The sequence below is a fragment of the Bradyrhizobium sp. SOJA106 genome, assembly GCF_059448745.1.
The window spans coordinates 2,710,369-2,733,954 of sequence record NZ_CM182549.1 but is presented as its reverse complement, the minus strand read 5'-3'; the positions used below and the strand labels follow the sequence as shown (position 1 = coordinate 2,733,954).

Annotated in this window: 23 protein-coding genes and 1 pseudogene; 12 read left to right on the top strand and 12 right to left on the bottom strand. The window is 65.0% G+C overall.

Annotation, left to right across the window (positions count from 1 at the left end; translation table 11 throughout):
- The first annotated feature begins 99 nt into the window (after positions 1-99).
- Complete coding sequence (locus AC5V87_RS12245; protein WP_456839849.1) at positions 100-1,374, top strand: serine hydrolase domain-containing protein; 1,275 nt, start codon at positions 100-102, stop codon at positions 1,372-1,374.
- A gap of 225 nt (positions 1,375-1,599) precedes the next feature.
- On the opposite strand, the gene AC5V87_RS12240 is transcribed toward AC5V87_RS12245, so the two are convergent.
- Positions 1,600-1,833, bottom strand: a complete 234-nt coding sequence (locus AC5V87_RS12240) for a hypothetical protein (RefSeq protein WP_456839850.1) — start codon at positions 1,831-1,833, stop codon at positions 1,600-1,602.
- Between the two features lie 138 nt (positions 1,834-1,971).
- On the opposite strand from AC5V87_RS12240, the gene AC5V87_RS12235 reads away from it, so the two are divergent.
- Together AC5V87_RS12235 and AC5V87_RS12230 are read left to right on the top strand one after the other, a co-directional pair.
- Entirely contained in the window at positions 1,972-2,316 is a 345-nt protein-coding gene (locus AC5V87_RS12235) for a DUF1236 domain-containing protein (RefSeq protein ID WP_456839851.1), read from the top strand.
- Between the two features lie 233 nt (positions 2,317-2,549).
- Positions 2,550-2,903, top strand: a pseudogene (locus AC5V87_RS12230) (sensor histidine kinase); the annotation flags it as partial.
- Positions 2,904-2,967: 64 nt separating this feature from the next.
- Here AC5V87_RS12230 and AC5V87_RS12225 read toward each other — a convergent pair.
- The gene (locus AC5V87_RS12225; protein WP_456839852.1) at positions 2,968-3,699 is read right to left on the bottom strand and encodes a cytochrome c biogenesis CcdA family protein; all 732 of its coding nucleotides are present in this window, start codon (positions 3,697-3,699) and stop codon (positions 2,968-2,970) included.
- A gap of 206 nt (positions 3,700-3,905) precedes the next feature.
- Complete coding sequence (locus AC5V87_RS12220; protein WP_456839853.1) at positions 3,906-4,172, bottom strand: hypothetical protein; 267 nt, start codon at positions 4,170-4,172, stop codon at positions 3,906-3,908.
- A gap of 494 nt (positions 4,173-4,666) precedes the next feature.
- On the opposite strand from AC5V87_RS12220, the gene AC5V87_RS12215 reads away from it, so the two are divergent.
- The 5 genes from AC5V87_RS12215 (at position 4,667) to AC5V87_RS12195 (ending at position 9,169) form a co-directional block, all read left to right on the top strand.
- Positions 4,667-5,716: a LysR family transcriptional regulator gene (locus AC5V87_RS12215; protein WP_495371121.1), complete on the top strand. Its 1,050-nt coding sequence runs from the start codon at positions 4,667-4,669 to the stop codon at positions 5,714-5,716.
- 29 nt (positions 5,717-5,745) lie between these two features.
- Positions 5,746-6,117, top strand: coding sequence for a helix-turn-helix domain-containing protein (locus tag AC5V87_RS12210; protein ID WP_027558475.1), 372 nt, complete (start codon positions 5,746-5,748; stop codon positions 6,115-6,117).
- A 375-nt stretch (positions 6,118-6,492) separates the two neighbouring features.
- On the top strand, positions 6,493-7,845 hold the full coding sequence (locus AC5V87_RS12205) for a L,D-transpeptidase family protein (RefSeq protein WP_495371120.1): 1,353 nt from the start codon (positions 6,493-6,495) through the stop codon (positions 7,843-7,845).
- A 120-nt stretch (positions 7,846-7,965) separates the two neighbouring features.
- A complete protein-coding gene (locus AC5V87_RS12200) occupies positions 7,966-8,787 on the top strand; it encodes an enoyl-CoA hydratase (RefSeq protein WP_495371119.1) in 822 nt (273 codons plus the stop codon).
- 103 nt (positions 8,788-8,890) lie between these two features.
- The gene (locus AC5V87_RS12195) at positions 8,891-9,169 is read left to right on the top strand and encodes a hypothetical protein (RefSeq protein WP_456839857.1); all 279 of its coding nucleotides are present in this window, start codon (positions 8,891-8,893) and stop codon (positions 9,167-9,169) included.
- Positions 9,170-9,227: 58 nt separating this feature from the next.
- Here the strand turns inward: AC5V87_RS12195 and AC5V87_RS12190 are convergent, their stop codons facing one another.
- From AC5V87_RS12190 to AC5V87_RS12180, 3 genes are all read right to left on the bottom strand, one after another.
- Positions 9,228-10,307, bottom strand: a complete 1,080-nt coding sequence (locus AC5V87_RS12190; protein WP_495371118.1) for an isocitrate/isopropylmalate dehydrogenase family protein — start codon at positions 10,305-10,307, stop codon at positions 9,228-9,230.
- A gap of 129 nt (positions 10,308-10,436) precedes the next feature.
- Positions 10,437-11,504, bottom strand: a complete 1,068-nt coding sequence (locus tag AC5V87_RS12185) for an alcohol dehydrogenase (RefSeq protein WP_495371117.1) — start codon at positions 11,502-11,504, stop codon at positions 10,437-10,439.
- A 179-nt stretch (positions 11,505-11,683) separates the two neighbouring features.
- Positions 11,684-12,847: a CaiB/BaiF CoA transferase family protein gene (locus AC5V87_RS12180; protein ID WP_495371116.1), complete on the bottom strand. Its 1,164-nt coding sequence runs from the start codon at positions 12,845-12,847 to the stop codon at positions 11,684-11,686.
- A gap of 204 nt (positions 12,848-13,051) precedes the next feature.
- On the opposite strand from AC5V87_RS12180, the gene glgA reads away from it, so the two are divergent.
- Entirely contained in the window at positions 13,052-14,467 is a 1,416-nt protein-coding gene (glgA, locus tag AC5V87_RS12175) for a glycogen synthase GlgA (RefSeq protein ID WP_456839861.1), read from the top strand.
- Positions 14,468-14,736: 269 nt separating this feature from the next.
- Here glgA and AC5V87_RS12170 read toward each other — a convergent pair whose 3' ends face one another.
- A complete protein-coding gene (locus AC5V87_RS12170; RefSeq protein WP_456839862.1) occupies positions 14,737-15,687 on the bottom strand; it encodes an oxygenase MpaB family protein in 951 nt (316 codons plus the stop codon).
- A gap of 83 nt (positions 15,688-15,770) precedes the next feature.
- A complete protein-coding gene (locus AC5V87_RS12165) occupies positions 15,771-16,919 on the bottom strand; it encodes a DUF3734 domain-containing protein (RefSeq protein WP_495371115.1) in 1,149 nt (382 codons plus the stop codon).
- A 198-nt stretch (positions 16,920-17,117) separates the two neighbouring features.
- On the opposite strand from AC5V87_RS12165, the gene AC5V87_RS12160 reads away from it, so the two are divergent.
- Positions 17,118-17,999 carry a LysR family transcriptional regulator gene (locus tag AC5V87_RS12160; RefSeq protein ID WP_495371114.1) on the top strand — a complete coding sequence of 294 codons (882 nt, stop codon included), beginning with the start codon at positions 17,118-17,120 and terminating at the stop codon, positions 17,997-17,999.
- A gap of 89 nt (positions 18,000-18,088) precedes the next feature.
- Here AC5V87_RS12160 and AC5V87_RS12155 read toward each other — a convergent pair whose 3' ends face one another.
- A complete protein-coding gene (locus AC5V87_RS12155; protein WP_495371113.1) occupies positions 18,089-18,805 on the bottom strand; it encodes a peroxiredoxin-like family protein in 717 nt (238 codons plus the stop codon).
- Between the two features lie 83 nt (positions 18,806-18,888).
- Positions 18,889-19,173, bottom strand: a complete 285-nt coding sequence (locus AC5V87_RS12150) for a hypothetical protein (protein ID WP_456839866.1) — start codon at positions 19,171-19,173, stop codon at positions 18,889-18,891.
- Positions 19,174-19,410: 237 nt separating this feature from the next.
- Between AC5V87_RS12150 and AC5V87_RS12145 the strand changes: the two genes are divergently transcribed.
- Together AC5V87_RS12145 and AC5V87_RS12140 are read left to right on the top strand one after the other, a co-directional pair.
- On the top strand, positions 19,411-19,890 hold the full coding sequence (locus AC5V87_RS12145) for a cupin domain-containing protein (protein ID WP_495371112.1): 480 nt from the start codon (positions 19,411-19,413) through the stop codon (positions 19,888-19,890).
- Between the two features lie 133 nt (positions 19,891-20,023).
- Positions 20,024-21,223 (top strand): MFS transporter, encoded by a 1,200-nt coding sequence (locus tag AC5V87_RS12140; protein WP_495371111.1) that lies wholly within the window; start codon positions 20,024-20,026, stop codon positions 21,221-21,223.
- On the opposite strand, the gene ccoS is transcribed toward AC5V87_RS12140, so the two are convergent.
- Positions 21,220-21,387, bottom strand: a complete 168-nt coding sequence (gene ccoS / locus AC5V87_RS12135; RefSeq protein WP_100236671.1) for a cbb3-type cytochrome oxidase assembly protein CcoS — start codon at positions 21,385-21,387, stop codon at positions 21,220-21,222. The genes AC5V87_RS12140 and ccoS overlap by 4 nt on opposite strands.
- Complete coding sequence (locus tag AC5V87_RS12130) at positions 21,387-23,579, bottom strand: cation-translocating P-type ATPase (RefSeq protein WP_495371110.1); 2,193 nt, start codon at positions 23,577-23,579, stop codon at positions 21,387-21,389. The genes ccoS and AC5V87_RS12130 overlap by 1 nt, the downstream gene beginning before the upstream one ends.
- Between the last annotated feature and the right edge of the window lie 7 nt (positions 23,580-23,586).

The window sequence follows — 23,586 nt, the reverse complement described above, 5'->3', positions numbered from 1 at the left end:
GCCTACACCAGGCGGCAGGCTCGCGTTAAGCGCAACCGGCTTGGAAAGCCATGGCCATTTCGGCTATCACCGTCCTCGAGAAACTGCCCGGAGGAACTGATGCTCGCCCCTACTCCCGCCTCGCCCGAATCCGTCGGCATGTCCAAGGCCGCGCTCGACCGCGTCGATGCGCATCTGAAGCGCCGCTACATCGATGCCGGCCGCTTCCCGGGCACGCATCTCTTGGTCTACCGCCGCGGCAAGGTCGCGCACTCCTCGGTTCAAGGCTTTGCCGATCTCGAGCGCAAGGTGCCGGTCAAGGACGACACCATCTACCGCATCTATTCCATGACCAAGCCGCTCACCAGCATCGCCTTCATGATGCTGGTCGAGCAAGGCCTCGTCGCGATCGACGAGCCCGTCGCAAAGTACATTCCGGAATGGAAAGATCTCGGCGTGTTCGTCGCCGGCACGGCGCCGGCGTTCCTGACCCGGCCGCCGTCCCGGCCGATGCTGATCGTGGACCTGTTGCGCCACACCGCCGGCCTCACCTACGGCTTCCAGCAGCGCTCCAATGTCGATGCCGCCTATCGCGCCGAGAAGATCGGCGAGGTCGAGAAATCAGGCACGCTCCAGACCATGATCGAAGGCCTCGCAAAAATCCCGCTGGAGTTCTCGCCGGGCGAGTCCTGGAATTACTCGGTCGCAACCGACGTGATCGGCTACCTCATCGGCAAGATCTCGGGGATTCCCTTCGAGCAGTTCCTGAAGCAACGCATTCTCGATCCGCTTGGGATGACCGACACCGACTTCCACGTGCCGGCCTCGAAGGCGCATCGCTTTGCGGCCTGCTACTCGGCCGACCCGGGCGGCGGCATGACCTTCCATGCCGGCCAGCGCCGCGAAGGGCTGACGCTCCAGGACGACCCGGCGACGAGCTCGTTCCTCACCCCGCCGTCCTTCATCTCCGGTGGCGGCGGACTGTGCTCGACGGTTGCCGACTATCTCACCTTCTGCCGCGCGCTGCTCAATGGTGGCGAGCTCGGCGGTATCAGGCTGATCGGACCGAAGACGCTGGCGCTGATGACGACCAACCACATTCCGGGCGGCCGCGCGCTGCCGGAGGTCTCGCGCTCGCTGTTCTCGGAGGCCACCTATAACGGCATCGGCTTCGGCCTCGGCTTTGCCGTCACCATGCGCCCGGCCGAGACGCTGATCGCCGGCAGCCCGGGCGAATACAATTGGGGCGGCGCGGCCACCACCTCGTTCTGGATCGACCCGGCCGAGGAGCTCATCACGATCTTCATGACTCAAGTGCTGCCGTCGAGCGCCTATCCGATCCGGCGCGAGCTGCGCAGCATGGTCTATGCCGCGATCACCGAGAGCAATCTCTGAGATCGCGAAGGTCTGTTAGCGCTGCGAGAAGTCGTCATGCCCGGGCTTGTCCCGGCCATCCACGTTCTTCATTCCGTCGGCCAAGACGTGGACGGCCGGGCCAAGCCCGGCCGTGACGCATCGCTGTCGTTCTCAGTGGAAATGACCAATCAGATAAATGCCGCCGCCGATCACCAACACGGCCGGCACGGCCCACAGAATAAAGACGGGCATGTGTCATCCTCCTCAGTTCGACGTGCAGACCTTGACGGTCTTCATGCTGCTTTCAGCCTCGGTGCGCGACTTGTAGATCGTGCCCGAGGGGCTGACGACGGTCATTGACGAGTCCGTCGGCTTCTTGTCGACGACCGTGCACTTCTTGGTCTTGACGTCCTGCACGACGTAGAATTCGTCGGCCGCGAATGCCGGCAAGGACATTGCAGCAACCATCAGCGCTGCAGTTGCGATTTTCAGCTTCATCTTTCTCTCCTCCTCCAGTTCCGAGCCGTCGGGCCCGGTCGAGTCACAAACGGGAAAAAGCGGTAGTTTGTTCCTGCAGGTGGGAACGCCATGCACGGTGGGATGTTGTTGCGGCACTTATTCCATGAGGAGGAGAAGATGAAGAAGCTGTTCCTGTTATCCGCCGCGGCGATGATGATCTCGACCGGCGCGTTCGCGCAATCCACCGTGGTGACGACCACCGGAACCGGTCACGCGGCCGCCGTGCAGATCGAGCCGGAATACCGCACCAAGATCAAATCCTACGTCACCGAGCATCGCATCCGCCCTGTGACGACGAAGGAGAAGATCGTCGTCGGCGCGAAGGTTCCGAGCGACGTCGAGCTCGAAGCCGTTCCGGCCGACTGGGGCCCGTCGCTGACGAAATATCGCTACGTCTATTCCGGCGATCGCGTGATGCTGGTCGACCCCGGCTCGCGCACCGTCGTTCAGGAAATCGACTAAGGCGTAACGGACGGGCGGCGGCCTTGACGGCAGCCGCCCTTTCCGGAGTTCACTGCATGAGATCGCATCGAGAGGCGCGGATCGCCGGGCTCGGCCTGGCGGCTGTCTACGCCATGTGTCTACTATTGACCGCAATCAGCATGACCTCAAGCGCAGGGCGTCCCGCAACCGCGCTACAAAATCGCTCTCCAAGACCGCGCATGCAAAAATCGTGGCGCCGCGCAAATCCATCCGCATGGCCGGCCGTGCCGCTGTCGCCACGGCTCGCCGTGGTGCTCTCGATGATCGTGCACGAGATCGCCACCAACGCCGCGAAATACGCGCTGCGCAACGAGACCGGCCGGATGACGCTGGACTGGGAGGTCATCGCCGACACACCGAAACCGCGGCTGCGGCTGATCTGGACCGAGATCGGCGGGCCGCCGGTGACGGAGCCGGTGCGGCGCGGCTTGGGCTCGCGCCTGATCGAGCGCAGCGCCCGCGACCAGCTCGGCGGCGAGCCGACCGTCGAATTCCCGCCGCGCGGCGTGGTCTGCACGATCGCCTGCGCGCTGGACGAGATGCGGTGTCCGGAGCATCGGCGATGAAGATCACGAAGGTTTGGGCACACGAGGTCGACCGGGAGGCGCTGGCGCGCTTTGCTACGACTTCCTACCCGATGGTCTGCAGCGCCGGGAACGTCTCCAGCAGCCAGATGCTCACATTCGAGACCGCACCGGTGAGGAAGCCGATGCCGGTGATCACCATCAGCACGCCCATGGCGCGCTCGACATTGACGAGCTGGCCCTTCATGCGCGCGAACAGTTTTGAGAACTGCTCGATCATCAGCGCGGCGATCAGGAAGGGAATGCCGAGGCCCGCGGAATAGACCGCGAGCAGCCCTGCGCCTTTCGTCACGGTCGCTTCGGCCGCGGCAATCGACAGGATCGCAGCGAGGATCGGGCCGATACAGGGTGTCCAGCCGAACGCGAAGGCGAGCCCCATGACATAGGCGCCCCAGAGACCGACGGGCTTGGGCACGGTCAGGCGCCCCTCGCGCATCAACAGGCCGATGCGCGTCAGCCCCAGGAAGTGCAGGCCCATGACGATGATGACGACGCCGGCAAGAATCGACAGCTCGGCCGACCAGGCGCGGATCAGGGAACCGATCAGCGAGGCGCTGGCGCCGAGCGCCACGAATACGGTGGAGAAGCCGAGCACGAACAGCAGCGCCGCCATCATGATCGCCCGCTTCGAGGCCGAGGCCGGCTCCTCGCTCTCGACATGCTCGATCGTGGCGCCCGTCAGGTAAATCAGGTAGGGCGGAACCAGGGGCAGGACGCAAGGGGAGAGGAAGCTGACGAGGCCGGCAATCAGCGCCGCCGGGATCGAAACATTTTGCATGATGCAGTCGGAGCCATTTCAGGCTCCATGCGGCGCGCGGGGACTGCGCGCGCACCGGAGCCAAACCGGCTCTGGTGTAGCCGATGGCTGAGAATGCGCAACAGAGGCGCGATCAAACCAGGGCTCCTCCCGATGCCGTCTGCGATCACAGATGCGGCACCGGGACGCGCACAAATCTCGCCAAAAAGCGAGATTCGGCGGCGCGGCTACTTCACCACGCGGAGCAGCGGACGCCGGGGCTGGTCCTGCGTCTGCTTGGAGGGGGACGGCGGTTCGCTGGCAGCGCTCCGCAGCATTTCGTCGCACAGCGCCTTGAGATCGGCACTGTCAATTCCTTTGAGCTTCATCCGCACATCGAGGATGACGATGGACAGCAGTTCGGCCGACTCACGGCTGTTGATCTCGTTGAGGACCTTGCGGCACCCCTCGAGGGTTTCCAGCACCGACTGCAACTGGTCGTCTGAATGCGACACTTGCGTTCTTTCCGTTAATTCGGCCGGTGAGACATGTTTGCGACCACCCCTTCGGCCCCCGTGGGTCGCCCAAGATAGCATGAGGCCGTAGCGCCCCCGAACATGATTTCAGTGTGTTTCCGTCTTGAAACCGCGGTTTCGGCGCATATCGCCCGGCTGCGCTGCCGGACGTTGGCGAGGCGGGGCGTTGTCAAACGCCCAGCACGCCCTGATTGATCCATGCCGGAGAGCTGCGCCGCCCCCGGCGCAAGGACCGCCATTGTGGGCAGCGCCGACAATCCCGCAGCCATGTCACGGCTCGCAACGGAACTCACGCAACACCCCTCATCCGGGCGATGGTCTGCCCGATTCCCAGCCATTGTCCCAGCTCCTGGCAGCACTCCAGTACCTCCCTAGAGGTAGTAAGGATGACGTTCAAAACTCGTCATTCCCCAACCCGTCGTGGTTGTGGTTCGCGCCAGATTCTGCCAGTTTAACGAACCGAAGGGACTTGTATGCACTCCTTGGCGGAAAGGGGCGTTCCTCTGGAGGAACGCCCGAAGGCAAATCTCAGCGGCCTCTCGGATTGGGATGCGGCCCGCATATTCCTTGAAGTCGTCCGTTGCGGCAGTTTCCGTTCGGCGGCCGAACGCTTGTCTCTGTCGATCAACGCAGTGCGCCGCCGGATCGATGATTTCGAACGCCAGACCGGCGCCACGCTGTTCACCCGCGACGTCCACGGCACTCATCTGACCGACGAAGGCTCGCTCGTAGTGTCCGCCGTGGAGCGGATGGAGGCGGCCACTTTCGACGTTCTGCGCGCCAGCGATTCGATGGCCAACGTCCTGTCCGGCGAGGTGCGGGTCGCCGTCACCGAAGGGCTCGGCACATTTTGGCTTGCTCCGCGCCTTGTCGAATTCCAGCAGGCCTATCCCAAGATCCTGGTCGATCTGCATTGCGCGATGCGCTCGGCCGACGTCTCCCGCCACGAGGCCGACGTCGCCATCCACCTGTCGCGTCCTTCGGCGCTCGACATCAAGCTGGTGCGGCTCGGCCGCATGCACCTGATGTTCTGGGCGTCGGAAAAATACCTTGAGAAATACGGCACGCCGCGCTCGGCGGCGGAATTGATCAAGCACCGCCTGGTGCTGCAATTCGCCGACCAGCTCGCTGCCAAGGAAACTTTCGAGAGCTTCTTCCCGGGCGTTCAGGAACGTGACCTTCTGGTCATGAAGACCAACGTCTCGAGCGCCAACTATTGGGCCGTCGCGAATGGTGCCGGAATCGGCGTATTCCCGAGCTACGCCATTGCGCTTGGCGGGAAGTTGATTCCACTGGAGGTCGAATTGAACCGACCGCTGGATATCTGGTTGTCCTACCATCCCGGTAGCGGCCGGATTCCACGCGTGCGGCACATGATTGACTGGCTGATCGAGGCTTTCAATCCGGCTCGCTTCCCGTGGTTTAAGGAAGAGTTCGTGCATCCGCACGAATTCAAGGACTCGTATATGGGCGAACCCCTGACCCAGCTCTTCGGGGGATTTTCTACCGAAGAACAAAGGTGAAAACAGAGATGAAAGCAGCGGCGAAAAGGATGAAGCAGCGCAGTGCCGGCAAGCCGGACATTGAGCTTGGCAAACGGATCCGTCTGCGGCGTGTCGAGATGAAGATCTCGCAGGCCGAGCTGGGCGAGAAGCTCGGCGTCAGCTTCCAGCAGGTCCAGAAATACGAGAAGGGCGTCAATCGTGTCGGCGCTGCTCGGCTTCAGCAGATCGCCTCCGCCCTCGACGTGCCCGTGACCTTCTTCTATGACGGCGACAACAAGGCTCGCGAAGTCGAAAGCCTCCTGTTCCTGGACTCGGCTTTCAGCCTCCGCCTGCTGCGCGCCTACAGCAAGATCAAGGACCAGACGGTGCAGCGTCAGCTCGTCTCGCTGATGGAATCGATTGCAGCGAACGAAGGCTGAGATCGGGTCTGGCTGCTACGGCCGATGTTCAATCCGCCGCGTCGCGGGGGCGTGGCTGGATTGAACGAGACCGACGGGATCAGATGTGGGCTCGCGCGCGTGCGCGCAGCCTTTCTCGGGCGGCTTGGCCGCCCTTTTTCTTGGCGATCGAGCCGCATTTCGTCGCGGATATCGCGAACCCATCCAGCCCCTGGCGCGACCCAATCGAGAAGTCCCGCATCGGACGCGGGGTTTCGCCTGCCGTGCTTAATGGGACCTCAACTCTGGTGCCGTAATTTCCCGCCGGTTTGACCAATCGGCGCACGCGGCGCAGCGGCCGGAAATTGATAGTGCGAGCCCGTTGCGGGCCTCGTTCTCAGGGGGAAGTCGGGACACATGTCGAAACGCCTTGCGATGATCATTGCCCTCGGCGTGCTCACGAGCGTCTCCGCGCCGGCGCAGACGGAGACCATTGGACAAGCCGGTCCCAAGCCGGCGACATCAGGCGCGGTGCCAGCCGCAGCGAACCCGGCCCATGCGGCCGCGCCGAAAGCGGCCACGTCCACGCCCGCCTCGACGCCGGAGAGCCGCTCGGCCGCAGCCCTCGCGATGACGCATGAGCCAACCTACGACGAGGGCTCCGCGCAGCGCATCAAGGACGCGGCGCTGAGCTATTCGGACCTTGCCGTGCGCGGCGGCTGGCCGAGCATCCCGGCGGATGCCAAATTCGCTGTCGGCGTCCAGGGCGGCCATGACGAGCTCCTGCGCAACCGGCTGATCGTCTCCGGCGATCTCTCAGCCGAGAAGGCGACCGGAGCCTTCGACCAGGATCTCGTGGACGCCGTGAAGCGTTTCCAGGCCCGTCATGGCCTCGCCCCGACCGGCATGATGACGCCGCGCACGATCGCGGCGATGAACGTGCCGGTGCAGAAGCGGATCCGGCAATTGGAGGCTTCGCTGCAGCGGCTCGAGAACATGAATTTCGGCTTCGGCCAGCGCTATGTCGTGGTCAACATCCCCGCGGCCTTCGCCGAGGCGGTCGAGAACGATGTCGTGGTGCGGCGCTATCGCGTCATCGTCGGCAAGACCGAAAAGCCCTCGCCGACGCTGACGGCGCAGATCACCAGCGTCGTGCTCAATCCGACCTGGACGGTGCCGGCCTCGATCGCCAAGACCGAGATCTCCGCGCATATGCGCAAAGACCCGACCTATCTGTCGCGCATGCACATGGAGGTGCTCGACGCCCACGACAATCCGATCGATCCGCATTCGGTCGACTGGTCGGGCACGCGCACGCCGAACTTCACCGTGCGCCAGCACAACGGCACCTTCAACGCGCTCGGCGCGGTGAAGATCGACATGCCGAATTCCTATTCGGTCTACATGCACGACACCAACCTACGCAATCTGTTCAGCGACGACTACCGCTTCGATTCCCACGGCTGCTCGCGCGTCGACAATGTGCGCGACCTCGCGGCGTGGCTGCTCAAGGACCAGCCGAAATGGAGCCGCGCCGCGATCGATGCGGAGATCGCCACGGGCCAGCATCTCGAGGTCGCTATGGCGCAGAAGGTGCCAGTGGCCTGGATCTATCTGACGGCATGGATGACCAAGGACCAGACCGTCCAGTTCCGCAACGACGTCTATAATCAGGACGAGCAGCTCCTGGAGGCCACTGCCGAAGAAGCAGCGTTCTTCAGCAACGCCGGCAGCCATCCGCTGACTGCGCACATGCATGTGACCCAATAGGCGCTACTTGCGCCATGCAATCGTGGCACAGGCGGGTGCAAGGCCGCATGCCTTGCCGCGGTTGACCCGAGCGCTGCCGGGGCTGCACATTGCGCTTCGCCCATGACCAGCGAGCGCGCGATGCCTGACATTTCCAACCCGACCGAAACACCTTACGCCGACGGCAAGATCCTCAAGCAGGTCACCGACGGCGTTGGCGTCATCATCTTCAACAATCCCGACAAGCGCAACGCGATGTCGCTAGAAATGTGGGAGGGATTTGGCGAGGCGCTGACGGCCTTGCGCAACGACGATGCAGTCCGCGTCGTGATCCTGCGCGGCGCCGGCGACAAGGCGTTCGTCTCGGGCGCCGACATCAGCCAGTTCGAGAAGACGCGCCACAACGCGGCGGCCTCCGAGGAATACTCCAAACGCAGCGCCGTCCAGCGCGCGCTGCTGGCCGACTACCCGAAGCCGACCATCGCCTGCATCCAGGGCTTCTGCCTCGGTGGCGGCATGCAGATCGCGATGCTCGCCGACATCCGCATCGCCGCGCATGACAGCCAGTTCGGCATCCCTGCCGCAAAGCTCGGCATCGCCTATGGCTATGACGGCTTGAAGCATCTGGTGTCGCTGGTCGGCCCGTCCTGGGCGCGGCTTTTGATGTACACCGGCATGCGCATCGATTCCGCCGAGGCGCTGCGCATCGGCCTCGTTGAGCGCGTGTTCCCCGACGATCAGCTCTGGGGCGAGACCATGGCGATGGCCGAAACGATCGCGCACAACGCCCCACTCGCGATCAGGGCCGCGAAGATCACCATCGCGCAGGTGTTGAAAGACGAGAGCGCGCGCGACATGGACACGATCAAGGCGATCGGCAATGCCTGCATGGACTCGGCCGATTTCCGCGAGGGGCGTCAGGCCTTCATGGAGAAGCGCAAGCCGCAGTTCCGGGGGAAGTAGCTGAACCGATATTCACGAAGATTAAATTCCTCTACTTCCCGCATCGCGATAGCAACCACTTGATCCGCCGCAAGTTCTCCTGCCACCAACGAGGGAGATCGCGATGAAACTCAAATTTGCTGTTCTTGGTCTGGCTGCTCTCGGCGGAGCCGCGCTCGCCTCGGGCTCGGCGCTCGCGGCGATGCCGAACGGCATCCCGCAGGCGGACCAGATCGCAAGGGGCCCGGCGGCCGACGTCGATCAGGTGCGCTGGGTCTGTAACCCCTGGGGCCGCTGCTGGTGGCGCCCGAACTTTTATGGCGCCTATGGCTATTACGGCCCGCGGCGCTTCTACGGTCCGCGTCCATGGGGCTGGGGTTACCGCCACTGGCACCGCTGGTGAACGACACGCCGGTGAACGACGAAGGGGCCGAGAGGCCCCTTTTCTTTGACGCGTTTGATTACAGCGCCCTTAGCACCGCCTTCGTGATATCCGCCGTGCCGTTGCTGCCGCCGAACTCCATCGGCTTGATGCCGCCGGCATAGACCTGGTCGATCGCGCGCTCGATGGTCTCGCCAGCTTCCGCTGCGCTCTCGACGCCGTGCTTGTCGGCGAGCCAGTCCAGCATCATCGCCGCCGACAGGATCATGCCGGTGGGATTGGCCTTGCCCTCGCCCATGATATCAGGCGCGGTGCCGTGGCAGGGCTGGAACACGGCGTATTTGTCGCCGATGTCCGCGGACGGCGCCATGCCGAGGCCGCCGATCAGGCTCGCGGTGATGTCGGAGACGATGTCGCCGAACATGTTCTCCATCACCATCACGTCGAAATCCCAGGGACGCTTCACCAGCATCGCCGAACATGCGTCGACATAGAGGCGATCGGTCTTCACATCGGGATGTCCCTTCTCGACCTCGTCGAAGATGCCGCGGAAGAACGCAAAGGCCTTGAACACGTTCGCCTTGTCGACGCAGGTGAGCATCCCCGGCTTGCCGCGCGCCTTGCGCCGTTCGGCCAGGCGGAACGAGAACTCGAACAGTCGCTCGGAGGTCTTGCGCGTGATCACCATGGTCTCGCGCGCGTCGTCGTGGGTGACGACGCCCTTGCCCATCGAGGCGAACAGGCCTTCGGTGGATTCGCGGATGACGACGAGATCGATGCCGCGCTTGTCAGCGCCGACGATCGGACTCGGCACGCCCGGAATGAGCCGCGCCGGTCGCACGCCAGCATAGAGATCGAAGATGAAGCGCAGCTCGATTTGCGGCGCGATCTCGGTGTTATCAGGATAGCGCACCGACGGCAGGCCGCAGGCGCCCAGCAGGATCGCGTCCGCCTCCTCACAGAGCTTGATGGTGGAATCAGGCATCGACTTTCCGGTCGCGAGGTAATTGTTGGCGCCGGCCGGCGCCTCGGTGAAGCGGAAGCGCAAGCCGGACTTCTGTTCGATCTTGCGCAGCACCTCGATGGCCGGCGCCATGACTTCAGGACCGATGCCGTCACCGGCGAGCACGGCAATGTGGAAGGCGTTGTTAGCGGACATAGGAGTTCCTGGGGAGGTGGCGTCATCCCGGGGCGCCTCGAAGAGCCGAACGATGGTGCGCAATTGCGCACCTGAGAATCTCGAGATTCCGGGTTCGGTCCTTCGGACCGCCCCGAATGACGGAAGTTGCTACGGCGTCAGCACCGTGCGGCCGACCACGGCGCCCTGCTGCAACTGCAGCAGCGCGTCGTTGGCCTTGACGAGCGGTGCCGTCGTCACCGGGATCGGCGGCACCTTCTTGGTGCGCACAAGGTCGAGCAGCTCCTGCGTTTCGCGCAAGTTTCCGACATAGCTGCCCTGGATCGTCACCGCCTTGATCGGGATCAGCGGCAGCGCCCAGGTCGCACCGCCGCCGAACAGGCCGACGATGACGAGCTTGCCGCCTTTGGTGAGGCAGTCGAAGCCGAGCTGCGTCGTCTCGGCATTGCCGACGAGATCGATCACCGCGCGGATCGGGCCGCCTGCTTTCTTCGCAAGCTGCTCCAGCGCGCCGGGCGCCTTGGGATCGATGGTGGCGAGCGCGCCGGCTTTCTCGGCGGCCTCGCGCTTCCTGGCATCAATGTCGACCATGATCGCGCCCTTGCCGCCCATCGCTTTCAGCAGCGACAGCGCCATCAGGCCGAGGCCGCCGGCACCGAACATCACGATCGGCGTGTCGAAATGCTGCTCGACCTTCTTCAGCGCGCTGTAGGTGGTCACGCCCGAGCAGGCGTAAGGCGCAGTCGTCGCGGGATCGAGACCTCTCAGGTTGAGCAGATAGCGCGGATGCGGCACCAGCATGTGATCGGCATAGCCGCCGTCGCAATAGACGCCAAGTGAGCGCGGCGTCAGGCACATGTTCTCGTCGCCGCCAAGGCACGTCGCGCATTTGCCGCAGCCGATCCAGGGATAGACCAGGCCGACATCGCCGAGCTTCAGGTCGCCCTGATCGGTCGGCTTGACGTCGGGACCGAAGGCGAGCACCTCGCCGACGGTCTCATGGCCCATGGTCAGCGGCAGATTGATGCCGCGGTCCTTCAGCGACAGCGGCTTGCGGCCGTGGCCGAGGTCGTAGCCGCCTTCCCAGATGTGGAGGTCGCTGTGGCAGACGCCCGCGGCCTTCACCTTGATCAGCACCTGCGTGCCCGACGGCTGCGGCGTGGCTTCGTCGAACTCCTGCAGCGGCGCCTTGAAATCGGCGACCTTGAAACTCTTCATCGGCATCCTCCCGCATGCTTCTTGTTGTCGTGCCACCATGCCATGGCAGGCCGGGCGAGACAAATCTGGATCTGTCTAGTTGACGCGCGTAGACCGTGGCAAGCCGAGCGCATGCAGGGCCGGATTGCTTGCCGCAGGACGATGTTCGTCAGCCCCGCGCCGCGGTCATGCCGGGGAATTCACGTGCCGTCGGCAAGGCCGACCTCGCGGCACAATTCGCGCGTGTGCTCGCCGAGCACGGCCATCGTCCTGCCCGGCGCGGTGTCGGCGCCCGACATCCGGAACGGCAGATTGAGCACCTGGAACGAGCCGCCTTCGTCCTCGACGGGCGAGAGCGCCTGGCGATGGGCGAGCTGGGGATCGGCCAGCGCCTCGGCCACGGTGCGATAGGCCGACGCCGGCACGCCGGCCACGGCAAGCGCAGCGAGACAGGCCTCGGTCGACAGCTGCCGCGACCAGGCTTCGACGCCGTCCATCAGCTCGGCCCAATTGTCGCGGCGCGCGCCATAGCTGGCAAAGCGTGCGTCGATGATCCATTCGGGACGGCCGATCACCCCCATCAACAGCTGGAACGTCTTCTCGCTGGCGATCGTGATCATGAGATAGCCGTTCGCGGTCTCGGTCGGCCCGAACATCGGCCGCGGCGGCGGCTTGACCGCAAATTGCGAGCTCTGCAATTCGATCACGGTCAGGCTCAGCATCGACTCCAGCATCGACACGTCGATGTGCTGGCCCCGCCCCGTCACGGTGCGCTGATAGAGCGCAGAGGCAATCGCGCCGAAGCCATAGGTGCCGGTGACGACGTCGGCATGATAGATGCCGCAATAGTCAGGCCTGACGCGGCCGGGCTGGTAGGCGAGATGCGCCATGTCGTAGCCGGAAGCTGCGTGGATCACCGGTGCATAGGCCGGCAGCTCGGCTGACGGCCCGGTCTGGCCGTAGCCGGAGATCGAGCAATAGATCAGCCGCTCGTTGACGGGACGCAGGCTGTCGTAGTCGAGCCGCAGCCGGCGCATCACGCCGGGGCGGAAATTCTCGACCACGATGTCCGCGGTCGCGGCCAGCCGGCGGACCGCCTCCCTGCCCTCCTCGGACTTGAGGTCGAGGACGACACTCTTCTTGCCGACATTGAGCTGGCCGAACACGGTGCTGCAGCCCTTGCGCAGCGGCGGCCGGGTCCGCATCGTCTCGCCGCCGTCGGTCTCGATCTTGATGACCTCCGCCCCCATGTCGGCGAGCATCCGCGCGCAATGCGGACCGGCGATGGTGGTCGAAAAATCCAGCACCCTGAGGCCGGCGAAGGCCTTTGTCGTCGTCGCCTCATGCTTATCTGCTAGCTGCATGCTTGCCGCGTCCTCGCCTGTGTCCTTGAGTCGCTTAGGAACGATCAATGTTCTCTGTTGTTGGTGCGTCGACCCTAAAGGGCGGCGGCTGAGTAGGAAAGTCTTTACCGAACCGGCGCATCTCGCGGAGGGCTTGAGAATTCCAGGGGCAACTGGACCCGTTCTTGCATAGCAGCAAACGGGATCGGAAGAGGGCAATCGTTCTTGAGGGTCTTGTTCGTCACGACAGAGATGGACGACTTCGTCCGCGTCGGCGGGCTTGGAGCCGTTTCTGCCGCCTTGCCCCGAGCGCTCCGACCCGTCGCCGACATCCGGGTGATGCTGCCAGGCTACCGCGACATCATCGAACAACTCACGCATATTCAGGTCGTTGGCCGCTGTCCGGCTTTTGCCGAGATGCCGGCCTGCTCGCTCGGCCGGGCCGCGACCAAGGACGGCCTGCCGGTCTATGTGCTGTTGTGCTCACAGCTCTACGACCGGCCCGGGAACCCCTATGGCGACGAGTCAGGGCGCGACTGGCCCGACAATGACATCCGTTTCGCGCGCTTTGCCTCGGCCGCTGCTGAGCTGGCCATGGGCAATCTGGACAACAATTGGGCAGCAGACCTGATCCATGCCAATGACTGGCAGGCTTCGCTGGTGCCGGCCTATCTCGCCTGGCGTGGCGCCAAGCTGCCGTCGATCCTGACCATCCACAACCTCGCCTATCAGGGCCTCTTCCCGAAGGACTCGCTGCGGCGGATCGGCGCACCGGAGAGCTCCTTCCACATCGATGGCGTCGAGTTCTACGACCAGCTCTCCTTCCTGAAAGCGGGCCTGGTCTACGCCTCGCACCTCACCACCGTCAGCGGCACCTATGCGCGCGAGATCACGACGGAGGAATTCGGCTGCGGCCTCGAAGGCCTGCTCCGCGTCCGCTCGGACGCAGCCGAGCTCACCGGCATTCTCAACGGCATCGACGAGAGCTGGGACCCGCGCTATTGCGCCGAGCTCGCCCAGCAGTTCGGCGCCGGCGACTGGGTCGGCAAGAAGGCTAATGCGGATTACGTGCGCAAGCAGTTCGGCCTCGCAGTCTCGCGCGGGCCGATGTTCGCGATCGTCGCGCGCCTCGTGCACCAGAAGGGCATCGACCTCGTGCTCTCGGCCGCCGACGAGATCGTCGATGCCGGCGGGCAGATCGTGGTCACCGGCTCCGGCGAGCCGGCTCTCGAGCAGGCCTTGATCAACGCGCATCGCCGCCGCCCCGACGCCATCGGCGTCACCATCGGCTTCAACGACGCCCAGGCGCGCCGCATTTTTGCGGGCAGCGATTTCACCTTGATGCCGTCACGCTTCGAGCCCTGCGGCCTCAGCCAGATGTACGCCCAGCGCTTCGGCTCGCTGCCGATCGGCCACCAGACCGGAGGCCTCGCCGAGACCATCACCGACGGCGAGACCGGCTTCCTGTTCTCAAGACCTTCGCACGAATCCTTCCTCGGCGGCGTCCGCCGCGCCTTCGAGGCCTTCATGGCCCATGACCAGCTCGACACCATGCGCCGCAGCGCCATGGGCCGCTCGTTCTCCTGGAGCATCTCGGCGGGGAGCTACAGTGCGTTGTACAGGAAGCTGGCGTCCGCGTGAGGCCGAGGGCCGGCTACAGCCTTCGTCGTTGCGAGGAGCGTAGCGACGAAGCTTCTGCAGAGGATCCTGGATCGCTTCCCTACGCTCACAATAGAATTTGGGCCTCACTCTGCTCTCGTGCCCGGACGCAGCGCAGCGCGTCGCCCTTCGCGACGTGGTGCGCTGCTGAGCCGGAGCGCATTCGCACCGGAGTTCGTGGCTCTTGGGTCCCGACTCTGCGCCGCAACGCTTCCGCGTTGCGGCTTGTGCGGGACACGAGAGATTGGCCCTCACCCCTTCCCGCGCTGATCCATCTGCCGCCGGCCGATCCAGGCACGGTTGAGGCAGCGGATCATCCAGTCGGGCTGAGCCTCGCCCCGCAGCCGTGCCTGCGCTTCCTGATAGGGGCTGGCATAGCGCAGCCTGTCGGGCAGTTTCGGATAGACGCGCCGAATCCACCGCAGCGCGCGGTCGGCAGACCTGACGTCCGGTTCGTCGAGCGCAAGGTCGAAGCCGGCGCGCAGGCGCTCCGGCAGCATCCTGGCCGTGAGCGCACGATACCAGCGCGGCGGGCGCAGCCACGGACGCGCGCCGCCAAGGATCTGCGCGGCGATCTCGCGCGCCGCCGGGCTGACCGTCAGCGTCTCCGACTGCGCCATTGCCGCGGTGTACGCCGCAAAGCCAGCCCAGTCCGCCGGCAGATCATCGCCCGTCAGTCCGAACAGCGCGCCAAAGGTCCGGCTCTCGGCCCAGTAGCGCTCGCGCTCCTCGACCGAGAGCGGCGGCAGAACCAGATCATGCGCCATCAGCGCGGACTCGACCAAGGTGGCATGAACCCAGCGCAGCGACGGGATGTCGTTGGCGCAGTAGCGCGAACCAGCCGCGAACGGACCGACGGTCTCGGGCATCTCGCCGACGATCATGGTGTGGCGCCGGTGCAGTTGCCGGGCCGACAGCAAGGCACGGTCGAGCGAGCCGAACACCATGGCGAACACAACGTCGAAGGTGCGGTGGAAGCGGCCGATCGGATCGGCAAAGGTCGTCGAGTGCTCGGCGATGGCAGCAGCGACCCAGGGATGCGCGAGTTGAAGCAGCAGCGCGCGGCCGGCACCGAGAAAGACGGCGGCTTCGCGGTCGATCCGCCAGGTCAGCGTGTCGGGACCGAACACGCCCGCGACCGGTCCCGCGGCATGAGCGCGGACCTGATCAAGAGCGGCTTCAAGATCGTTCCCGGACACCATTTACACGGCCTTCGGCTATGACGGACTGCCGACGATCCGCAAGGCCTGTGGCAATTCGATGAAGCGCGCGGTCACCCATAGTCCTATTCCGCAGCCATCGGCATCTCGTCCGTGTGCTCGTGCAGCACCACGCCGGCGAGCGGATCGAATTCGCCGATCCACGGCCTGCGCGCGAGCACAGACTTGGTGTGGGCATAGCCGGCGTGCCAGCGCCGCGTGATGCCGGACGGGCTGAAGTCGATGTCCTTGGTGTGGGTCTCGCGCTCGAGCTGCGGCGCCAGCAGCCGCACCACATGCATGCGGGTCGGACAACCGTAGCTCATCAGCTCCCTCACCGCGGGATCATTGCGCTCGCTCTCGGGCAGCCGCGCGGCAAGCTGATTGATGACGTGGCGCAGCCGATGGGCCTGTTGCTGGCGCACGATCTGGCTCGCGATGCGGCTGGAATATTGCACGTCCTTGTGCCGGTTCAGCACCTCCGCCATCGTGGTCGGCTCGGGGCCGACGGGATTCCACAGATGCACGGAGAAGATCAGCGAATCCCTGCGCGGATTGTCGTCGAACACCGCTTCCGTCGGCGTGTTCGACAGGATGCCGCCGTCCCAATAGAGTTCGCCCTCGATGCGCACCGCCGGGAAGGCCGGCGGCAGCGCGCCCGAGGCCATCACGTGCTTCACGGTCAGCTCCCCGTCGCGGCTGTCGAAATAGCGCATCTCGCTGGTGCCGACATGGGCCGCACCGACCGTCAGGCGCGGCGTGCAGCGATTGGCGAGGTCGAAATCGACCAGCTCGGTCAGCGTCTTCTCCAGCGGCGCGGTCGAATAATAGCCAGCGTGGTCGGCGCCCAGCGGATAGCAATCCCCCGCATGCGCCAGCGGATTGGGGCGGAAGAAACCGGCAATGCCGTGGGTCACGGTCGACCAATAGGCCAGCTTCTCGTTGAAGCCGGGAAACGCGGCGCGCCAGTCCCAGATCGGCTGCTGCTCCATCCGCTTCCAGAACTCCTTCAATCGCGCGAGCCGGTTCTGCGGCGCGTTGCCCGCAATGAGGCTGGCGTTGATGGCACCGATCGAGGTGCCGATGATCCAGTCCGGCTCGATGCCCGCCTCGTGCAGCGCCTGGTAGACCCCGGCCTGATACGAGCCGAGCGCGCCGCCGCCTTGAAGCACGAGAACGACCTGACCCGGCAGGTCCATACTGCTTCGTTGCGGGTTGTCCTGCATGCCGTTCATGTCTCGCTCCTGTCGAGCCTATGGTTATCATTCGTCCGGCGTAAGGCCTTTGTTACGTCTTGCCGTTGTCGGCGATTGTCCGGTCTTTTGGAAATGCCGGCTGGCTTCCGAAACCATACGCGCGTGCTATTGCTGCCAGCATATCATTTCCCGCCCCGATCGGTTAGATTTCCGGCCGATCCAGCTGGGAGCCGATCCATGGAAATGCATCAGGTCCGCTATTTCCTCGCGGTCGCGCAGCTGTTGAATTTCACGCGCGCCGCCGAGGAGTGCAACGTCACGCAGCCCTCGCTGACGCGCGCGATCAAGCAGCTCGAGGCCGAGCTCGGCGGCGACCTGTTCCGGCGTGAAAGGCCCGCGGCTCAATTGACCGAGCTCGGCCAGCGCATGCATCCGCTGCTGAAGCAGTGCTACGACGCCGCGGCCGGTGCACGCTCGCTCGCCTCTTCGTTCAAGAGCGGAGAGATCGGCGCGCTTCGTATCGCGCTCACCCATTCCATTGATCTGGCGCTTCTGATTCCACATCTCAGCGAGATCAAGCGGCAGTTCAACCGGCTCGAACTCCGCTTCCTGCGCGGCTCGAGCCGCGACGTCGCCGAGTTCCTGAAGAAAGGCGATGCCGAGCTTGGCATCGCCGCCGAGATCGACGAGTCCTGGGAACGGCTCGACGTTTGGCCGCTGTTCACGGAAGGCTTCGAGCTCGTGGTCAGCAGCAGGCACCGGCTTGCCGGCCGCAGCAGCATCGAACTCGACGACCTGCGCGCGGAGCAGTTGCTGGGCCGGACGTTCTGCGAGCATTCCAGCCGGATCTCAGCAAGCCTGCGCGAGCACGGCATCGAGCATGGCCACGAAATTTCGAGCGAGCGCGATCTGATCGAGCTGGTCAAAGCCGACGTCGGTGTCGCCATGGTGCCGCACACGTCAGCCGTGCCGGAGAAGCTGACCCGCACTGCGGTCACGGGGCTGGACGCCCGCCGCACCGTCAGCCTCTACGGAGTGGCCGGCCGTCAGCGCACGGCGGTGGCCAACGCCGTGATGCGGATGCTGCGCGGCGCGGACTGGCGGCAGATTGCTGGGTAACCTTGTGTCGTCGCCCCTTCCACTCTCTCACATGCCTTCGCCAAGGCTTCGGCGGACATGAGGGGAGAAGGGAAGAAAGCGCGCGCGGTTCAACACTCCCGGCTCGCATCTTCCAGCGCTTCGAGCAGATCGTCGATCTCCATGCGCTTGCGGAAATCCGGATCGACGAAACGCGCTTTGACAATTCCGTCGCGACCGACGACGAACACGGCCGGAATCGGCAGCATCCAGCCGTCATTGCCGTGGAATTTCGCCATGTCCTGATAGGACAACAGGCTCTGGATTTCGGCGCCGAGCCAGATCGCGAGATTGAGCGACAGCGCATAACCGTTGTCGAGATCGGTCAGGACCGGAAATGGCGCGCCGGATTCGGCCTTGAGCTGCCGCGCATATTCCTGCGTCTCCGGCATGATCGCGACGACGCGCGCGCCCATGGCCTCGATGCGGTCCAGCGCCTGAACGACCGCGCGGACGTTGAGCCGGCAATAGGGGCACCAATGGCCACGGAAGAACATCACCGCGACCGGGCCGCTCTCCAGCAGCGCAGTCAGCGTGACGAGACGTCCGCTGTCGTCCGGCAGCATGAATGGCGGCATCGCATCGCCCGGGCGCGGCGCGGTCTCGCCTCCGCCATTTCCGTCCAATCGGGTCACCAGGCGGTCGACCGCCTCGCCGTAGGCCGGGAAAACCTCGCGGCTGGCATCGGCATAGGCGCGGAGCTGTTCGTTCAGCGTGCCGTCCATGTCACGACAACGCAGGAAGGCAGATCTGAGCCGCTCGGCGTCGGCTGGCGAGAGAGACGTCATCTTCCGCTCCGGCGTTCGTGAGGTGAATATTAGTTTGCTGGTTCGGCCGCCCGCAAGGGGGCGGCCGCCATGCCGGGACCGATTCAGTTCACGTAGAAGTTGCCGGTCGGATCGAGCCGGCCCGAGGTCGAGTACAGCGTGCCGTTATCCATGAAGAAGACGGTGTTCTCCGGCACCTTCTTCGCGTTCTTCATCATGGCCTCGTGGTTCTTCTCGGCCGGGGCCATGGCCATCGCCGACATCTTGCCGGGCCCGCCATAGACATAGGCCATGCCGGCCTTGAAATCCCAGGTCGCCTCCGAGAAGGCCGATGTGGCGATCACCGCGAAGGCGGCGGTGAAGATCAGGGTCTTGGACAATCTCCTCATGGAATGCTCCTCCGGATTGACGTGCACGCCCGCCAATCGGGCGCAGTGCCATCGGACGCCAGACACAGCAGAAGCGGAAATGCCGATGTCCAATCGGTTCGATAGCCGCCGCGCATCAAGATAGCGCGCAGCTATCGGATCAAGAGCAAGCCGGCATTTCAGGATCGAGACAGCTTCGACCAAGCTCCTGCCATAGCCGGCGACCATCACGGTTGCGGCCAGCACAGGAGACTTCCCATGTCTAGGCATCACGTATTGTCGCGCACGGTTTGGACGGGCCTTGCCGTTCTCGGGGCGCTCACATTTGGGACGCCGGTCTTCGCCGGCGAATGCCCGGCCGACAAGATCAAGCCGAACGCGCAGCAGATGGTCGATACCAAGCCTGTCGGCGTCACCGACGTCACGCTCGGCGCAATCGACCTCGGCAAGCAGCCGGCCCATATCGAGGGCCGCGAGCTGCGCTTTCGCAAGCTGACCATCGAGCCCGGCGGCATCGTGCCCTGGCACAGCCATGACGATCGCCCTGCCCTGATCTTCGTGCAGCAGGGCGAAATCGTCGAACACGCCTCCAACTGCGTCGATCCGATCGTGCACAAGGCCGGCGACATCCGTCCCGAAGTCTACGGCACCTCGCATTGGTGGAAGAACCTCGGCAAGGAAACGGTCATTCTCTATGTCGCTGACGTCCGCAAGGATCCCAACGACCATCACATGTAACGAGCTTTGGTGTCCCGTCATTCCGGGGCGCGAAGCGAACCCGGAATCTCGAGATTACGGGTCTGGTGCTCCGGGCCGCGCTTTGCACGCCCGTCCGCACCAGCCCGGAATGACAAGTCAAAGAGAAGCTGCCATGACCGATCTTTCCGCGTCGATCAAACCAGCCGCCATGACGATGGAGGCGTACTCGCCAAGTCTCGCGCTGCGCTCGCTCGTGATCGGCCTCACCGCATTCCTGACCGTCGTCGACCTGTTCGCGACGCAGGCGATCCTGCCCTCGCTGACGCGCCACTACGGCGTTACGCCGGCAGCGATGGGATTTGCCGTCAATGCCAGCACCTTCGGGATGGCCATTGCGAGCCTCGTCGTCGGCTTCTTCAGCCCGCGCATCAACCGCCGGGCCGGAATCCTGGTGAGCCTCCTGCTACTGGCAATCCCCACCAGCCTGCTGGCGTCCGCACCGAATCTTGCCGTCTTCACGACCTTGCGCGTCGCGCAGGGCCTGTGCATGGCGTCTGCCTTTGCCCTCACCCTCGCCTATCTCGGCGAACAATGCAGCGCCATGGACGCCGGCGGCGCGTTCGCCGCCTACATCACCGGCAATGTCGGAAGCAACCTCTTTGGCCGGCTGATCTCGGCGGCGATCGCCGACGGCCTCGGCCTTGCCTGTAATTTCTATGCCTTCGCAGCGCTCAATCTGGCCGGCGCCGTGCTGGTCTATTTCACCATCGAACGCGTGCCGCCGATGCATGCGATGATACCGGCCTCGCCGCTCGCCGCCACCATCGCGCATTGGCGCAATCGGCGGCTGCGCGCCGCCTTCGGCATCGGCTTCTGCATCCTGTTTGCCTTCATCGGCACCTTCACGTTCGTGAACTTCGTGCTGGTCCGGCCGCCGCTGTCGCTGGGTATGATGGACCTCGGCCTCGTCTATTTCGTCTTCCTGCCGTCGGTCGTCACGACGCTTCTCGCCGGCAAGGTGGCCGCGCGGCTCGGAACGCGGGCGACGATCTGGGGCGCGCTCGCCGTTGCCGGGCTCGGCCTGCCGCTGATGCTGACGCCGCATCTCGGCGAAGTGCTCGCCGGCATGGTTCTGGTCGGCGTCGGCACATTCTTCGCGCAGGCCGCCGCGACCGGCTTCGTCGGACAGACAGCAGCCGACAACCGCGGCATCGCCAGCGGGACCTATCTTGCATGCTACTTCTGCGGCGGGCTGGTCGGTACGGCCGTGCTCGGGCGATTGTTCGACAGTTTCGGCTGGCACGCCTGCGTCGCGGGTGTCGGCGCGGCACTCGCGCTGGCCGCCCTGCTCACCTTCGCCCTGAGGCGCTAACGCTTGACCGGCGCTTCCTGCGGCGGCTCGTCGTCGGCGATGGCGCGCCAGGCGGCGCCGTCGAGATCGTCATACTGGCCGCTTTTCAGCGACCAGAGGAAGGCGACGAGACCTGCGCCTCCGAGCATTAGCGCCAGCGGGACCAGGATGACCAGGATCTCCATCACAGGGTCTCCCGCGAAGCGCTGCGCGCGCGCAGCGAGTTCAGCATCACCAGAATCGACGATCCGCTCATGGCCGCCGCCGCAATCAGGGGCGTGACCACGCCGCTGATCGCGACCGGCACGGCCAGCACATTGTAGCCGATCGCGAGCCAAAGGTTTTGCCGCATCAGATGCAGCGCCTTGCGCGACGCATCGATGGCGGCGACGACGGGAGCGAGCGGCCGGCCGAGGAAGACGAGATCAGCAGTGGCCTGGCTCAGATGTGCGGCCGAGATCGGCGACATCGAGACATGGGCCGCCGCGAGCGACGGCGCGTCGTTCATGCCATCGCCGACCATCAGCACTTTTGCGCCGCGCCGCTTCAATTCCTCGATCCGCGCGATCTTGTCGGCCGGCGTCACGCCGGCGCGCCACTGGGGAATCCCGAGCGCGTGCGCCGCGGCGATCACCGCCGGCTCACGGTCGCCAGAGAGGATCTCGATGCCGATGTTGCGCGCCTTCAGCGCCGCGATCGCAGGCTGGGCGTCCGGGCGCAGCCCCTGGCGCACCGATAGGATGAATTTTTCGCTCCCCTTGCTGAACGCGACGACGGAGGCCTCGGGATCGAGATCGTCTGCCAACCCGACAAGGCCCTCGGCACCGCAGAACGACGGACGGCCGAGACGTAGCTCGATACCGTCCAGCGTGGCGCGCACGCCCTGGCCGGTCTCTTCAACGGCACCGACGATCGGCGACTTTGCGACGGCGGCCTGCGCGACTGCGGCGGCCACCGGATGATGGCTCGACAGCGCGAGCCGGCCGGCAAGCTCGAAGATATCGGCGGGAATGTCGGCTGCGTTGGTCACTTCGAGATCAGGCAGCGTCAGCGTGCCGGTCTTGTCAAAGATGATGTGGTCGGCCTCGGCGAGGCGCTCGATCGCATCGCCCGCGTTGAGCAGAACGCCGGATTTGAACATCGCGCCCGCGGCCACGGTCTGCACGGTGGGGATGGCCAGCCCCAGCGCGCAGGGGCAGGTGATGATCAGAACCGCGACGCCGGTCACGATCGCATCGTGCCACGACGCGCCGGCGATGACCCAGCCGAGGATCGTGATCAGCGCGGTCGCATGCACCACCGGCGCGTATAGCCGCGAGGCGCGGTCAGCGAGCCGCATGTAGCGCGACCGTGCGGCCAGTGCGTTGTCGAGCAGCCGCGTGATCTCGGCGAGCAGCGTCGCCTCCGAGGCCGCCGAGACCCGCACCCGCAGCGTGCCGGAGATGTTCATGGAGCCGGCATAAACCGGTGTGCCCTGCCCGGCGGTGACGTACAGCGTCTCGCCGGTGATCAGGCTCTGATCGATCTCCGAACGTCCCTCGATCACGGTCCCGTCGACCGCGCAGCGCTCGCCGGGCCGGAGCAGCACGATGTCGCCGGGATGAATCGCCGCGACCGGCACCTGCGAGATTTCATCGGGCCCGACGAACTTCGCCGCCGTCTCGGCCTTCAGCGCGGCGAGATTGCCGGCGACCGCACGGGTCCGACGCCGCATGTTCTGGTCGAGGAAGCGGCCGACCAAGAGGAAGGTCAGCAGCATGATCGCCGCGTCGAAATAGGCGTGCTCGGCGTGGTGGATGGTCTCGACCACGGACATGCCCAGCGCAAGGCATACGCCGATCGAGATCGGCACGTCCATGTTGGTGGCCTTGTTCGACAGCGCGCGCCAGGCCGAGCGAAAGAAGGGTTGACCGGCATAGGCTGCCGCCGGCAGCGCGATCAGCGCCGACAGCCAGTGGAAGAAGTCGCGCTGCTCCGGCAGCATGTCCGAGACGTTGCCCGACCACACCGGGATCGACAGCATCATCACGTTCATGGTGGCGAACGCGGCGACGCCGAGACAGCGCAGCAGGAACCGGGATTCGGCGACCTCGGCCTCTTCCGCGCTTTCGGTCTCGTAAGGATAGGCCTTGTAGCCGAGCTCCTCGAGCCGGTCGATGAAGCGCGCGGGGTCGAGCGTGCCCTGCTTCCACTCCAGCGCGACGCGCCGGTCGGTGAGGTTCACGCGCGCCAGCGTGACATCAGGAATGGCGGAGAGGCCGCGCTCGATCTTGGCCATGCAGCCGGCGCAGTGAACGCCCTCGACCGCGAGATCGATATGCTTGATGCCCTCGCCGGCGGCCCGGACATAGTGCGAGAAATCCCGCGTGACCTGCATGACCATG

What these genes read in the sequence shown, in the direction of transcription:
- AC5V87_RS12245 (WP_456839849.1), top strand. Translation starts at nt 100, where the DNA reads ATGCTCGCCCCTACTCCCGCCTCGCCCGAATCCGTCGGCATGTCCAAG.
- AC5V87_RS12240 (WP_456839850.1), bottom strand. Translation starts at nt 1,833, where the DNA reads ATGAAGCTGAAAATCGCAACTGCAGCGCTGATGGTTGCTGCAATGTCC.
- AC5V87_RS12235 (WP_456839851.1), top strand. Translation starts at nt 1,972, where the DNA reads ATGAAGAAGCTGTTCCTGTTATCCGCCGCGGCGATGATGATCTCGACC.
- AC5V87_RS12225 (WP_456839852.1), bottom strand. Translation starts at nt 3,699, where the DNA reads ATGCAAAATGTTTCGATCCCGGCGGCGCTGATTGCCGGCCTCGTCAGC.
- AC5V87_RS12215 (WP_495371121.1), top strand. Translation starts at nt 4,667, where the DNA reads ATGCACTCCTTGGCGGAAAGGGGCGTTCCTCTGGAGGAACGCCCGAAG.
- AC5V87_RS12210 (WP_027558475.1), top strand. Translation starts at nt 5,746, where the DNA reads ATGAAGCAGCGCAGTGCCGGCAAGCCGGACATTGAGCTTGGCAAACGG.
- AC5V87_RS12205 (WP_495371120.1), top strand. Translation starts at nt 6,493, where the DNA reads ATGTCGAAACGCCTTGCGATGATCATTGCCCTCGGCGTGCTCACGAGC.
- AC5V87_RS12200 (WP_495371119.1), top strand. Translation starts at nt 7,966, where the DNA reads ATGCCTGACATTTCCAACCCGACCGAAACACCTTACGCCGACGGCAAG.
- AC5V87_RS12195 (WP_456839857.1), top strand. Translation starts at nt 8,891, where the DNA reads ATGAAACTCAAATTTGCTGTTCTTGGTCTGGCTGCTCTCGGCGGAGCC.
- AC5V87_RS12190 (WP_495371118.1), bottom strand. Translation starts at nt 10,307, where the DNA reads ATGTCCGCTAACAACGCCTTCCACATTGCCGTGCTCGCCGGTGACGGC.
- AC5V87_RS12185 (WP_495371117.1), bottom strand. Translation starts at nt 11,504, where the DNA reads ATGAAGAGTTTCAAGGTCGCCGATTTCAAGGCGCCGCTGCAGGAGTTC.
- AC5V87_RS12180 (WP_495371116.1), bottom strand. Translation starts at nt 12,847, where the DNA reads ATGCAGCTAGCAGATAAGCATGAGGCGACGACGACAAAGGCCTTCGCC.
- AC5V87_RS12170 (WP_456839862.1), bottom strand. Translation starts at nt 15,687, where the DNA reads ATGGTGTCCGGGAACGATCTTGAAGCCGCTCTTGATCAGGTCCGCGCT.
- AC5V87_RS12165 (WP_495371115.1), bottom strand. Translation starts at nt 16,919, where the DNA reads ATGAACGGCATGCAGGACAACCCGCAACGAAGCAGTATGGACCTGCCG.
- AC5V87_RS12160 (WP_495371114.1), top strand. Translation starts at nt 17,118, where the DNA reads ATGGAAATGCATCAGGTCCGCTATTTCCTCGCGGTCGCGCAGCTGTTG.
- AC5V87_RS12155 (WP_495371113.1), bottom strand. Translation starts at nt 18,805, where the DNA reads ATGACGTCTCTCTCGCCAGCCGACGCCGAGCGGCTCAGATCTGCCTTC.
- AC5V87_RS12150 (WP_456839866.1), bottom strand. Translation starts at nt 19,173, where the DNA reads ATGAGGAGATTGTCCAAGACCCTGATCTTCACCGCCGCCTTCGCGGTG.
- AC5V87_RS12145 (WP_495371112.1), top strand. Translation starts at nt 19,411, where the DNA reads ATGTCTAGGCATCACGTATTGTCGCGCACGGTTTGGACGGGCCTTGCC.
- AC5V87_RS12140 (WP_495371111.1), top strand. Translation starts at nt 20,024, where the DNA reads ATGACCGATCTTTCCGCGTCGATCAAACCAGCCGCCATGACGATGGAG.
- ccoS (WP_100236671.1), bottom strand. Translation starts at nt 21,387, where the DNA reads ATGGAGATCCTGGTCATCCTGGTCCCGCTGGCGCTAATGCTCGGAGGC.
- AC5V87_RS12130 (WP_495371110.1), bottom strand. Translation starts at nt 23,579, where the DNA reads ATGCAGGTCACGCGGGATTTCTCGCACTATGTCCGGGCCGCCGGCGAG.